Origin of the sequence: Paracoccus niistensis (assembly GCF_042432925.1) — a bacterium.
In the GTDB taxonomy this organism is placed as follows: Bacteria; Pseudomonadota; Alphaproteobacteria; order Rhodobacterales; family Rhodobacteraceae; genus Paracoccus; species Paracoccus niistensis.
In genome coordinates this window covers 547,175-558,543 of the sequence record NZ_JBHLWE010000017.1, presented here as the reverse complement: position 1 = coordinate 558,543, position 11,369 = coordinate 547,175, and the positions used below count along the sequence as shown (strand labels likewise).

The window sequence follows — 11,369 nt, the reverse complement described above, 5'->3', positions numbered from 1 at the left end:
GCCGCCGCAGTGGCGGCGTCGGCGGGAATCAGCCGGCCCGGCGTGGGCTGCGGCGCGGGCCCCGCGGGCGCGGGACTCGGCCGGGGCGGCGCGGCTGCGGCTGTCGAATTGCCGGCAGGCTGGGCTGCGGGTGCGGTGGGCGCGGGCTTGGCGGGTCCAGCCTCTGCGGGCCTCGCGGCGGGCTGGGGATTGGGAACCTGGACAGGCGCGGCCTCTTTCGTCGGCGCTGCTGCAGGCTTCGGCGCGGCGGGCGCCGCTTGTGCGGCCGAGGATGCTGCGGGTGCGGGCCTTGCCTCGCCGGGGGATGCCGGTCGGGCCGGTCCCGCCGCCGCCGAATTGGCCGGGCCGCCCGCGGCCGGACTTGCCGCCCCGGGCGCGCCCGGCCAGGCCGGGCCGTTCGGCGGTGCGGGGTGTGAGGCCGGGGCGGGACGGTCCTGGCCCGGCGGCTGTGCCTGGGGCGCGGCTTGTGGACGATCGCTGGCCATCTGGGCTTTCGCTGCTTCCAATTTACCGGCAGTTGTTACAGAGCCGACCCAACGAATGCCAGCCTCAGCAGTATAAATGTCCGACAGCCTCACCCACCCGCAGCAAAGGCCCGCACCGCCTGCGCCCCCGCGGCGTCCGCCGAACGGGCTGTTCCGCATGGTGCGCACCGTGGCGGCCCTGATCCTGCGCGAGATCGCCACGACCTACGGCCGTTCGCCCGGCGGCTATGTCTGGGCGCTGGCCGACCCGATCCTGGGGGTGGCGCTGCTGACGCTGGTGTTCCAGCATGCACTGGGCAACACCAACCCGCTGCTGGGGACCAGCTTTCCGCTGTTCTACGCGTCGGGCTATCTGCCCTTCCAGATGTATCACGACATTTCCAACAAGACCGCGCAGAGCCTGCGCTTCTCGCGTCCCTTGCTGGCTTATCCCGCCGTGACCTTCGTGGATGCCCTGATTGCGCGGCTGATCCTGAACGGCGTGCTGCATGTCATCGTCTTCACTGTCCTCATCGGCGGCATTGCCATCGTCCAGCGCATCCCGCTGGTGCTGGATGTCGGCGTCGTGCTGCACGCGCTGGGGCTGACGGTCCTTCTGGGCGCGGGGATCGGCACGCTCAACTGCTTTCTCATCATGCGCTTTCCCGTCTGGGAACGGGCCTGGTCGATCCTGACCCGGCCGCTGTTCCTGATGTCGGGGATCTTCTTCACCTACGAACTGATGCCGTCGGTGGTGCGCGACGTGCTGTGGTGGAACCCGGTGCTGCATATCGTCGGACTGATGCGGCGGGGGATCTACGGCGTTTATCCTGCCGACTATGTCAACGAGGGCTATGTCGTGACCCTGTCGTTGATCCTGCTGGTCAGCGGACTGCTGCTGCTGTGGCGGCGCTATCGCGACCTGCTGGAGATGGCCTGAGGCCTCAGCCCGCCGTCAGCCCCTCGATGATGGCGCGCAGGGTGGGGATGCCCTCGCCCTTTTCCGACGAGGTCACGACCAGTTCGGGATAGGCGGCGGGGTGCTTCTGCAACTCGCCTTCGATCTGGGCCAGGACCTGCTGCAATGCGCCGCGGCCGATCTTGTCAGCCTTGGTCACGACCACCTGGAAGGGCACGGCCGAGCGGTCGAGCAGCGTCATGATCTCGTGGTCCACGGGCTTGATGCCGTGGCGCGCGTCGATCAGCGCAAAGGCGCGGCGCAGGTTCGGGCGGCCCGCCAGATACTGCTTCAGAAGCGCCTGCCATTTCTGCACGACCGCCACGGGTGCCTGCGCGTAGCCATAGCCCGGCAGGTCCACCAGATAGCCCCGGTCGCCCAAGGCGAAGAAGTTCAGTTCCTGCGTGCGGCCCGGCGTGTTCGAGGCCCGCGCAATGCCCTTGCGCCCTGTCAGCGCGTTGATGAGGCTGGACTTGCCGACATTCGAGCGGCCCGCAAAGCAGACTTCGGGGCGGTCGGCCGGGGGAAGGCCGTCCATGGCGACCACGCCCTTCACGAAATCCACGGGACCCGCGAACAGGAGGCGACCGGCCTCGGCGGCCTCGACTTCCGGTTCGGGGGCAGGGGGGAAGGAAACCTTCACAGGACTTCGACCTCGTCTCCGGGGCGGATGGTGCCGCCGGTCTCGACCTCGGCGTAGATGCCGAAGTCCTTGTGCCAGAACCGGTCCTGAAGGGCCTGCGGCATGTCCACGTCGATCCGGCCAGTGGCGGTATCCACGCTGGTCGCGTCGCAGCGGCCGATCCGCTCGGTCAGCTTCAGCACGACGGTCTTGCCGATGCGGATTCGGTGCAGCTGCATGTCGCGCTCGGCATAAGCGTCCCAGCCGTCGATCCACAGGTTCGCGCGCCAGCGGCGGGTGCCCAAGGGTTGGCCGAGCCGGCCTTCCAGGTCGCGCAGCGAGGACAGCGACAGGATCGACAGCCACGGGTGGTTCACGTCGGTCAGCGCCTGCGGCGCCTCGACCAGCTTCGCGGCAGGAGCCTTGCCGCTGGGCGCCCACAAGGGGGCCAGCCAGTCCAGCAGGGCGGCTTCGTCCCGCAGGGGGTCGAAGCGCAGCGACGGCAGGTCGGGATGCGACAACACGAGGTGCTTGCCGTCCCAGCCGCCGCTGATCGCCTGCAGGGGCGCGGCCGCGACCCCGCGCACGAAGGCCGACTTGGGCAGCCAGCGGCGCAGGTCCTCGCCTTCCAGATGCTGGAGCGCCGCCTCGTGCATGACCGCGAAGCGGCGGTCGCCGGGCAGGGGCGCGCCCGCGGTCAGGCTGACCTCGGCCAGTTCCTCGCCCCCGATCGACTTGACCGGGTAGCGGAAGATATGGGCCAGCCGCGCCGTCACTTCTTGGCGCTGCGCTTGGGCATGCCCGAGCGGATGTTGCCGAACAGGTCGGGCCGGTGGCCGTGCATGGACATGATCCCGTACTGCTGGATGATCGTGATGATGTTGTTGGTGATCCAGTAGAGCACCAGCCCCGAGGCGAAGCCACCCAGCATGAACATGAAGATCCAGGGCATCCAGGCGAAGATCATCTTCTGTGCCGGATCGGTGGGGGCCGGGTTCAGCTTCTGCTGCAGCCACATGGTGATGCCCAGCACGATCGCCAGCAGCGGCAGCGACAGCGAATGCAGCATCGTGCCCTGCACGGGCGCGTCCCAGGGGAACAGCCCGAAGAGGTTCAGCAGCGACGAGGGGTCCGGTGCCGACAGGTCGCGGATCCAGCCGATCCAGGGCGCGTGGCGCAGTTCCAGCGTGACGAAGATCACCTTGTAGAGCGCGAAGAAGATCGGGATCTGCAGCAGCAGCGGAAGGCAGCCCGCCGCCGGGTTGACCTTGGCGTTGCGGTACAGCGCCATGACCTCCTGCTGGTACTTCATCCGGTCGTCGCCGGTGCGCTCCTTGATGGCCTCCATCTCGGGCTGAAGCTCGCGCATGCGGGCCATTGAGACATAGGACTTGCGGGCCAGCGGGAAGACCAGCGCCTTGAGGATGAAGGTCAGCGCGATGATCGACCAGCCCATGTTGCCGATCACGCCGTGCAGCCAGTGCAGCAGGCGGAAGATCGGCTTGGTCAGGAAGTAGAACCAGCCCCAGTCGATCGAATCGACGAAGCGGTCGATCCCCTTGGACTGCTGGTAGCCGTTGATCGCCTCCCATTCCTTCGCCCCGGCGAAGAGGTAGCTGGAGGAGGACATCTGCGTGCCGGGCGCGACGGTCTGCATCGGCATGCGCGTCTCGGCCTGATAGATGTCGGCGCCCGGCGCGTATTTCACGACCGAGGTGAAGGCCTGGCCGGGCGCGGGAATCAGCGTGGTCATCCAGTACTTGTCGGTGAAGCCGACCCAGCCGTTTTCCGTGACCTCGGTGATCTCGGCAGGGCCCTCGGCGCCGGCCGCGTCGAACTTGGCCATGTCCTTGTATTTGGCCTCGAGCAGCTGGCCGTCGCTCATGCCGACCGCGCCTTCGTGCAGGATGAAGAAGTTCTGCGTGTCGGGCTGGCCGTGGCGGGCGAGGATGCCGTAGGGGGCGGCCACGAAGGGTGCCGAGCCGGTGTTCTCGACGCTCTGGGTCACGGTGAACAGGTAGCGGTCATCCAGCGCGAAGGTGCGACGGAAGATCTGGCCTGCGCCGTTGTCCCAGGCCAGCGTCACCGGCTGGTCGGGGCCAAGCACCGTGCCGCTTTCCACCGTCCACAGCGTCGCGGGCGAGGGGACCAGCGCCGGATCCACACCGGGTCCCGGCATCCAGCCGTAGACGGCGTAATAGGGTTTCTGCACCACGACCTCGGGGTCGGCGCCGGGCGCGATGGGCGTGCCCTCGGTGGTCACGCGCGGCTGCGCGGTCGGCGACAGAAGTCGCACGAAGGGAGAGTTCGGGTCCAGCGTCTCGCGGTAGCCGGTCAGCAGGATGTCGTCGATCCGGCCCCCCGCCAGCGAGATCGAGCCCTGCAGCGAGGGCGATTCGATCTGGACACGCGGCGCGGTCAGCACCGGGTCGTCGGCCGCGCCGATAAGCGTCGGTCCCGGCGCCTGGCCGGCCGGCGCGCTGGGCGCGACTGCCCCGGTCGCCGTCTGCTGCGTCGTCGTCGTCGGGGCCACAGGCTCGGGCGGCGGCGGCGCGAAGAAGGCATACCACCCGATCATGACCAGTGCCGACAGCACCATGGCAAGGATCAGGTTGCGGTTGTTGTCGTCCATCCTCGGACCCCGGCTTCTTGCGAGAAATACGCGCCGCTTCAAGCGGACCCCCCTGCAAAGGTCAAGCCAATAGCGGGTGAGGGCCTGCGTGCGGCCCCTCAGATCGGGGTGACGACGCGTTCCTCGTAAAGCCGGGCCACGTCCTCGGGGCGGCAAAGGTCGGTTGCAGGCGTCATGCAGGCCGCCGCCGCGGCCGCCGCAGCCAGCGCCAGCGCGTCCGCCACGGCCATGCCGCGCGCCACGGCCAGCGTATAGCCCGCGACGAAGCTGTCGCCGGCGCCGACCTTGCTGATGACGGGAACGGGCGGCGCCTCGGCGTGCCAGCGCCCCTCGGGACAGGCCACGATATTGCCGTCCGCGCCCCGCGCCACGATCACGGACTGCGCCGCGCCCGCCTGCACGAGGCTCAGGGCGAAGTCGGCCGTGTCCTTGCGGGTGGGCAGGGGACGGCCTGCCAGCCCCTCGGCCTCGGCGTCGTCCATCCTCAGGACCGCGATGGGCGCGTCGCGCGCGGCCGCCACCGCCGCCAGCGCGGCGCCCGAAGTGTCCACGAACATCCGCGTGTCGCGCCCGGCCATGCGGCGGGCCAGCGACACCGCGAAATCGGGCGGCACGCCGGGCGGGTTCGAGCCGGAAATCACCAGGATGCCGCCCTGCGGCGCGGCGCCCACGATGGCGTCCAGCGCGCCCCGCACGTCCGAGGGCCGCCATTCCGGCCCCGGCAGGACAAAGCGGAACTGCGCGCCGGTGCTGCGGTCGATCACCGACAGAGACTGCCGCGTCTCGCCCGGCGCGTTCAGCCTAAGGACCGGCAGGCCGGTTTCATGCAGCAGGTCGCAAAGCCGCGAGCCCGTCGCGCCCCCCAGCGCCACCAGCGCGCGGGACCGCCCGCCCATGTTGGCGATGGCGCGGCTGACGTTGATGCCGCCGCCGCCGGGATCGATGTCGGGCGCGTCGCAGCGCAGCTTGAGGTCCGGCACCACCTCGTCGGTGCTGGTCGAGATGTCCAGCGCCGGGTTCAGCGTGACGGTCAGGACCGGCGCTTGGGGCTGCGGGGCCAGGATCATTCCCACCACCGGTCGATCCGGGCGATGTCGCCATCCGACCAGCCGAAGTGATGGGCGAATTCATGGATCACCACGTTGCGGACCAGCGCGCCCAGGCTCACATCGCCGCGTTCGGCCCATTCGTCCAGGATCGCGCGGCGGAACAGCCAGACGGTGTCGGGGAAATGCTGGGGCTGACTGGGCGACTTCTCGGTCTGGGGGATGCCGTCGTAAAGGCCGGTCAGTTCCAGCGGGTCGTCGATTTCCAGTTCATCCAGCACGTCCTCGCCGGCCACGTCCTCGACCCGCAGGATGACCTCGGCGGCATAGCCCGCGAACTCGGGCGGCAGGCCTGCCAGGACCTCGCGCGCAAGCGCCTCGATGTCGTCGGCAGAGGGCGCTGCGGCCTCGGTCCAGTCGGTCATGGCGTTCCCTTGGCGGTTGGGCGGCTTCAGGGGCCGATATGGACAAGAATCGCCCGGTGTGAAAGAGCGGGCGGATCAAGGAGACGCCGATGACCACGACCCGTTTCGCGCCCTCGCCGACCGGCCATATCCACGTCGGCAACCTGCGCACCGCCCTGATGAACTACCTGATCGCCCGCAAGACCGGCGGCACGTTCATCCTGCGGCTGGACGACACCGACCGCGAGCGGTCGAAGCAGGAATATGCCGACGGCATCCAGCGCGATCTGGAATGGCTGGGGCTGCAGTGGGACCGGATCGAGCGGCAGTCCGACCGGCTGGACCGGTATGCCGAGGCCGCCGACCAGCTGCGCGCGGCGGGGCGGCTTTACGAGGTCTTCGAGACGCCGACCGAGCTGGACCTCAAGCGCAAGAAGCAGCTGAACATGGGCAAGCCCCCGGTCTATGACCGCGCGGGGCTGAACCTGACCGACGAGGATCGCGAGCGGCTGCGGGCCGAGGGGCGCGAGGGCTACTGGCGCTTCCGGCTGGACCAGGAGCGGATCGAATGGCCCGACGGCATCATCGGCGACGTGTCGATCGACGCGGCCTCGGTCAGCGACCCGGTGCTGATCCGGGCGGACGGGCAGGTGCTTTATACCTTCGCCTCGTCGGTCGATGACGTGGACATGGGCGTGACCGACATCGTGCGGGGCGCGGACCACGTGACCAACACCGCCACGCAGATCCAGATCATCAAGGCGCTGGGCGGCACGCCCCCGCGCTTTGCCCACCATTCGCTGCTGACCGGCCCAGGGGGCGAGGAACTGTCCAAGCGCCTCGGCACCCTGAGCTTGCGCGACCTGCGCGAGCAGGGCGTGGCCCCCGAGGCGCTGCTGTCGCTGATGGCGCGGCTGGGGTCGAACCAGCCCGTCGCGCTGCGGATGTCGCTGGACGAGCTGGCCGAGGGGTTCGAGCTCGACCAGTTCGGCGCCTCGCCCACCAAGTTCGACGCCGAGGACCTGTGGCCGCTGACGCGCGAACGCAACCAGCACCTGCCCTATGAGGCGGTGCGGGACCGGATCGCGGCCATGGGCGTGCCGGATGACATTGCCGAGCAGTTCTGGTCGGTCGCGCGGCAGAACATCACCCGGCTGGACGATCTGGGCGAATGGTGGACGCTGATGCGTGACGGCGCGCAGCCGGTGATCGCCCCCGAGGACGCCGAGTTTGTGGCCCAGGCGCTGGCGATGCTGCCCGCCCGCCCCTGGACCGGTGCGACTTGGGGCGAATGGACAGGCGCGGTCAAGACTGCGACGGGCCGCAAGGGCAAGAGCCTGTTCATGCCGCTGCGCAAGGCCCTGACAGGCATGGACCACGGCCCCGAGATGGGTGAGCTGATGCCCCTGCTGCAAAGGGTGCCCGCCGCCGAGCGGTAAGCCGAAAGAACGAAGGCGGCCCGGGGGCCGCCTTTTTCATGCCTTTCGCCGGTGGCGGTGTGGTCCCGCAAGGGGGCGGGTCCGTCTCATCTCAGCCTGATCGCGATGGGCTGGGTGAACTGGACCGTCTGGCCGCCGGGCGGCGGAGGCAGGTTCGGCATCCGCGCGGCCTGCCGGGCGAGCGCCGCGTCCACCGAAGGATCGCCCGTCCCCCGCGCCAGCTGGGCGCTGGTCGCCCCGCTGGCCGAGACGCTGACGGTGACAGTCGCCTGCACGGTCCCGCCACGCCGGCCGGAAACCCGGGTCCGGCTCATGTGCTTGCTGACCGTGGCCCCCGCGCGCTGTTTCCAGCTGGCCTGTGCCTTTTGCGAATTGCCCCGGGACGAACTGGAGGTCTGGCGCGACTCGCTCTGGCCCTGCTGTCCCTGGCGCGAGGCGCGGGACGGCTCGCGCCGTTCTTCCCGCTGCTCGGTCCGGGGCTGCTCGCGCTGCGTTTCACGGCGGGGTTCCTCCTTCGGCTCCTCGCGCGGCTCTTCCGGGGGCGGCTCGCGCCGGACCAGCCGCTCGGGGCGGCGCAGGGGCGGGGGAACGATGGCGGGCTCGGCCTCGGGCGGCGGGGTGAGGCTCGCGAAATCGGGGGGCGGCATCGGCACGACCGGGGGCGGGACGAAGTCCGGCACGGGCTCGGGCGGAACCAGATCCGAGAAGTCGGGCGGGGGCAGGGGCTCGACCTCGGGCGGGGTGAACTCGGGTTCGGGCTCGGGTTCGGGTTCCGGCGCGGGCGGGGTTTCCGGCGCGACCGTTTCCTCGCTGGGGGCGGCGGCAGGTTCCGGCGCGCCTGCGGGCGGGGGCGCGAGGTCCAGGGGAATCGCCTCGGGTGCGGGGGGAAGGTCCTGGCCGGGCTGGCGCATCGCCCAGGCGGCCACCGCGACATGGGCGGACATCACCAGCGCCCCCACCGCGAGCCAGGCGCCCGCGTGACCCAGGCGGCCGCCGCTCATGGCGTGGCCGCAAGCGCCGCGGGGGGGGCGCTTGCGCGGTCCAGCCCGACCAGAGCGATCTTCAGGTAACCCGAGTCACGCAAGCTGTTCATCACCTCCATCAGGTCGCCATAGGCCACCGCCTGGTCGGCGCGCAGGTAGATGCGGGTCTGAAGGTCGCCCTTGGTCGCGGCGGCGAGTTCCGCCGCCAGCGTCCCGGGCGCGATGGCGCGGTTGCCCAGCGACAGCGCGAGGTCGGGTCCCACCGTCAGCCAGACGGGCGTGTCGGGCCGGCCCGACACGGGCGCGTTCGACACCGGCAGGTCCACGTTGATGTCCACGGTCGACAGCGGCGCGGCGACCATGAAGATGATCAGCAGCACCAGCATCACGTCGATGAAAGGCGTGACGTTGATCTCGTGGTTTTCCACCAGATCGTCGTCGCCGCCCGGCTGGTTCCGGATGCCGCCCGCCATCAGACCCGGATCCCTGCCGCCGCGCGGTCGAGGTCGCGGCTGACCAGCCGCTCGACGCTCGCCGCCGTTTCGTTCAGGCGCAGCCGGTAGCCGGTGATCGCGCGGGCGAAGAAGTTGTAGATCACCACCGCCGGAATGGCCGCGACAAGGCCGATGGCGGTGGCCAGCAGCGCCTCGGCGATGCCGGGGGCCACGACGGCGAGGTTCGTGGTCTGCGCCTCGGAAATGCCGATGAAGCTGTTCATGATCCCCCAGACGGTCCCGAACAGCCCGACGAAGGGCGCCGTCGAGCCGATGGTGGCCAGGACGCCCGTGCCGCGCCCGATGTGCCGCGCGGCCCGCGCCTGGATCTGGCCCAGGTGCGAGGAGATGCGCTCGCGCACGCCGTCCGGCGACAGGCCCGAGGCCGAGCGGTTCAACTCGCGCGCCGCCGCCCGCAGCATACGCGCGTCCGGGCCGCGCCCGTCCGCGCCGGACAGGGCCGCGCGCAGAGATTCGGCCGCCTCGATCCGGCGGGCGCCCCTGCCGATCGCGGACATGGCGATCAGGTATTCCAACAGTTTCACGATCAGCACGGTCCAGGTGACGACCGAGGCGAAGACCAGCCCGAGCATCACCGCCTTCACCACGATGTCGGCCTGCCGGTACATTCCCATCGGCGACAGGTCATGGGGCAGGGCGTGGGCCGGGATGGTCTCGATGGCCGGAGCCGCCGACGCTGCCGGGATCGGCGCGGCAGGCGTGGGCGATTGTTCAGGGGCCGGGGACGGTGAGGCCGGGACCGCAGGGGCAGCCGCATCGGCCGGGGTGGCGACCGGAGCCGTCGCGACCGCGGGAGACGATTCGGGCGCAGCCCCGGGGGCGGTGGCTGCGCTAGGCGAAGGCGCCTGCTGCGCGGGCGCGCCTGCCGTGGCTGGTGCGGTTTCCTGCCCTTGGGCCAGCGCCGGAAGCGCCACTGCCAGACCGCCGAGGACAATGGCGGCGGCAAGCGAAAGGCCGGTCGGGGCGGTGCGGGACGGTTCAGGCTTCATGGACAGACCTTGCTGGGCAAAGTGCGGGCAGGCCGCGTTCAACTCGGGTCCAAACAGACCTGACCATTCCTGTCAACTATGTACCGGAACAAGGCCGTCACGAAAGCTGACTGTCTTTGCAGGACCAGCCCGCCCGTCGAGGCCTTTCATCCGCAACCCTGTGCCCGCCACGGCAGACGGCGCTCGGGACCGGAGAGCGCCCCTGCACACCGGGCGAAGTTTTCCGTTGACAGACTCGATGCCGGACGTAAGAACTCGAACATACCCGAGTGAACTTCTCAACTAACAGGAGGCTCAGATGAACGATCTTACCTTCCACGGAACGGATCGCACTCCCGTCCGGATGCCGACCCCACTGCATGAAGCGACCACCCTGACGGCGGGCGGCCACCTGGCGCAGATCGCCCTGGCCGACCAGATCTATACCCTGCGGATCACCCGGGCCGGAAAGCTGATCCTGACCAAGTGATTTCCTCCTCTGCGCCCAGCCCCTGACAGGAAGCCCGGCCTTATGCCCTTTTCGTTTCACCTGCCCGCCGCAGCCGGGTCGTCCCGATGATCGTTTGCCACTGCATGGGCATCAGCGATGCCGACATCCGGGCCGCGGTCGGCTGGATGCGCGCTTCGGATGCTGATACGATCGTCACGCCCGGCAAGATCTACCACGCTCTTGGAAAGAGTGCGGATTGCGGCGGGTGCATGAAACTGTTCGTTGCGACGATGCGCGCCGCTGACGGCTTTGCCGTGGACTCAGGCCAGAGGGCAGTGCCCCCGGTGCTGCGCGGACTGCGCCAAGGCGCGGCGGGCTGAAAGCAGAGGGGCTTCCATGAAGGGTGATCCAAAGGTCATCGACTATCTCAACGCCGCGCTCAGGTCCGAGCTGACGGCCGTCAGCCAGTACTGGCTGCATTATCGCCTGCAGGAGGACTGGGGCTACGGCCGGATCGCCGACAAGTCGAAGGCCGAATCCATCGAGGAGATGCACCACGCCGATCGTCTGATCGAGCGGATCATCTTCCTGGAAGGTCACCCGAACCTGCAGAAGCTGGATCCCCTGCGCATCGGCCAGAACCTGCGTGAAACGCTGGAAGCCGACCTCGCGGCCGAGCACGAGGCGCGCACCCTCTACCTCGAGGCGCGGAAATACTGCTCCGAGATCAACGACCAGGTGTCCAAGTCGCTGTTCGACGACCTGATCGAGGACGAGGAAGGCCACATCGACTTCCTGGAAACGCAACTGTCGCTGATGGACGAGATAGGTGTCCAGAACTATGGCCAGCTGAACGCCAAGCCCGCCGACAAGGCCGAGTAAAGGGC

At 69.4% G+C, this 11,369-nt stretch carries 13 protein-coding genes; 5 read left to right on the top strand and 8 right to left on the bottom strand.

Going from position 1 to position 11,369, the window contains the following annotated elements; translation table 11 throughout:
- The first annotated feature begins 561 nt into the window (after positions 1 to 561).
- Entirely contained in the window at positions 562 to 1,404 is an 843-nt protein-coding gene (locus ACFFII_RS06975) for an ABC transporter permease (RefSeq protein ID WP_377698147.1), read from the top strand.
- Between the two features lie 4 nt (positions 1,405 to 1,408).
- On the opposite strand, the gene yihA is transcribed toward ACFFII_RS06975, so the two are convergent.
- The 5 genes from yihA to ACFFII_RS06950 all read right to left on the bottom strand — a co-directional run bounded on the left by yihA (position 1,409) and on the right by ACFFII_RS06950 (position 6,147).
- Positions 1,409 to 2,065, bottom strand: coding sequence for a ribosome biogenesis GTP-binding protein YihA/YsxC (gene yihA, locus ACFFII_RS06970; RefSeq protein ID WP_377698146.1), 657 nt, complete (start codon positions 2,063 to 2,065; stop codon positions 1,409 to 1,411).
- On the bottom strand, positions 2,062 to 2,820 hold the full coding sequence (locus ACFFII_RS06965; protein ID WP_377698145.1) for an MOSC domain-containing protein: 759 nt from the start codon (positions 2,818 to 2,820) through the stop codon (positions 2,062 to 2,064). The genes yihA and ACFFII_RS06965 overlap by 4 nt, the downstream gene beginning before the upstream one ends.
- Entirely contained in the window at positions 2,817 to 4,676 is a 1,860-nt protein-coding gene (yidC, locus tag ACFFII_RS06960) for a membrane protein insertase YidC (RefSeq protein ID WP_377698144.1), read from the bottom strand. The genes ACFFII_RS06965 and yidC overlap by 4 nt, the downstream gene beginning before the upstream one ends.
- A gap of 98 nt (positions 4,677 to 4,774) precedes the next feature.
- Positions 4,775 to 5,743 carry a 1-phosphofructokinase family hexose kinase gene (locus ACFFII_RS06955; RefSeq protein ID WP_377698143.1) on the bottom strand — a complete coding sequence of 323 codons (969 nt, stop codon included), beginning with the start codon at positions 5,741 to 5,743 and terminating at the stop codon, positions 4,775 to 4,777.
- The gene (locus ACFFII_RS06950) at positions 5,740 to 6,147 is read right to left on the bottom strand and encodes a metallopeptidase family protein (protein ID WP_377698142.1); all 408 of its coding nucleotides are present in this window, start codon (positions 6,145 to 6,147) and stop codon (positions 5,740 to 5,742) included. The genes ACFFII_RS06955 and ACFFII_RS06950 overlap by 4 nt, the downstream gene beginning before the upstream one ends.
- Positions 6,148 to 6,236: 89 nt before the next feature.
- Here ACFFII_RS06950 and gltX point away from each other — a divergent pair, with 89 nt between their 5' ends.
- Entirely contained in the window at positions 6,237 to 7,565 is a 1,329-nt protein-coding gene (gene gltX, locus ACFFII_RS06945; protein ID WP_377698141.1) for a glutamate--tRNA ligase, read from the top strand.
- Positions 7,566 to 7,651: 86 nt separating this feature from the next.
- On the opposite strand, the gene ACFFII_RS06940 is transcribed toward gltX, so the two are convergent.
- Genes ACFFII_RS06940 through exbB form a run of 3 tightly spaced genes read right to left on the bottom strand, consistent with a single transcriptional unit; the run spans position 7,652 to position 10,052 of the window.
- Positions 7,652 to 8,566 carry an energy transducer TonB family protein gene (locus ACFFII_RS06940; RefSeq protein WP_377698140.1) on the bottom strand — a complete coding sequence of 305 codons (915 nt, stop codon included), beginning with the start codon at positions 8,564 to 8,566 and terminating at the stop codon, positions 7,652 to 7,654.
- Positions 8,563 to 9,021, bottom strand: a complete 459-nt coding sequence (exbD, locus tag ACFFII_RS06935) for a TonB system transport protein ExbD (RefSeq protein WP_377698139.1) — start codon at positions 9,019 to 9,021, stop codon at positions 8,563 to 8,565. The genes ACFFII_RS06940 and exbD overlap by 4 nt, the downstream gene beginning before the upstream one ends.
- Entirely contained in the window at positions 9,021 to 10,052 is a 1,032-nt protein-coding gene (gene exbB / locus ACFFII_RS06930) for a tonB-system energizer ExbB (RefSeq protein ID WP_377698138.1), read from the bottom strand. Before exbB ends, exbD begins: the two co-directional genes overlap by 1 nt.
- 343 nt (positions 10,053 to 10,395) lie before the next feature.
- On the opposite strand from exbB, the gene hemP reads away from it, so the two are divergent.
- The 3 genes from hemP (at position 10,396) to bfr (ending at position 11,364) form a co-directional block, all read left to right on the top strand.
- On the top strand, positions 10,396 to 10,521 hold the full coding sequence (gene hemP, locus ACFFII_RS06925; RefSeq protein ID WP_090752976.1) for a hemin uptake protein HemP: 126 nt from the start codon (positions 10,396 to 10,398) through the stop codon (positions 10,519 to 10,521).
- Positions 10,522 to 10,607: 86 nt separating this feature from the next.
- The gene (locus ACFFII_RS06920; protein WP_090752254.1) at positions 10,608 to 10,862 is read left to right on the top strand and encodes a (2Fe-2S)-binding protein; all 255 of its coding nucleotides are present in this window, start codon (positions 10,608 to 10,610) and stop codon (positions 10,860 to 10,862) included.
- A gap of 16 nt (positions 10,863 to 10,878) precedes the next feature.
- Entirely contained in the window at positions 10,879 to 11,364 is a 486-nt protein-coding gene (gene bfr / locus ACFFII_RS06915) for a bacterioferritin (protein ID WP_090752256.1), read from the top strand.
- Positions 11,365 to 11,369 lie beyond the last annotated feature (5 nt).

What these genes read in the sequence shown, in the direction of transcription:
- ACFFII_RS06975 (WP_377698147.1), top strand. Translation starts at nt 562, where the DNA reads ATGTCCGACAGCCTCACCCACCCGCAGCAAAGGCCCGCACCGCCTGCG.
- yidC (WP_377698144.1), bottom strand. Translation starts at nt 4,676, where the DNA reads ATGGACGACAACAACCGCAACCTGATCCTTGCCATGGTGCTGTCGGCA.
- ACFFII_RS06955 (WP_377698143.1), bottom strand. Translation starts at nt 5,743, where the DNA reads ATGATCCTGGCCCCGCAGCCCCAAGCGCCGGTCCTGACCGTCACGCTG.
- ACFFII_RS06950 (WP_377698142.1), bottom strand. Translation starts at nt 6,147, where the DNA reads ATGACCGACTGGACCGAGGCCGCAGCGCCCTCTGCCGACGACATCGAG.
- gltX (WP_377698141.1), top strand. Translation starts at nt 6,237, where the DNA reads ATGACCACGACCCGTTTCGCGCCCTCGCCGACCGGCCATATCCACGTC.
- ACFFII_RS06940 (WP_377698140.1), bottom strand. Translation starts at nt 8,566, where the DNA reads ATGAGCGGCGGCCGCCTGGGTCACGCGGGCGCCTGGCTCGCGGTGGGG.
- exbD (WP_377698139.1), bottom strand. Translation starts at nt 9,021, where the DNA reads ATGGCGGGCGGCATCCGGAACCAGCCGGGCGGCGACGACGATCTGGTG.
- exbB (WP_377698138.1), bottom strand. Translation starts at nt 10,052, where the DNA reads ATGAAGCCTGAACCGTCCCGCACCGCCCCGACCGGCCTTTCGCTTGCC.
- hemP (WP_090752976.1), top strand. Translation starts at nt 10,396, where the DNA reads ATGCCGACCCCACTGCATGAAGCGACCACCCTGACGGCGGGCGGCCAC.
- ACFFII_RS06920 (WP_090752254.1), top strand. Translation starts at nt 10,608, where the DNA reads ATGATCGTTTGCCACTGCATGGGCATCAGCGATGCCGACATCCGGGCC.
- bfr (WP_090752256.1), top strand. Translation starts at nt 10,879, where the DNA reads ATGAAGGGTGATCCAAAGGTCATCGACTATCTCAACGCCGCGCTCAGG.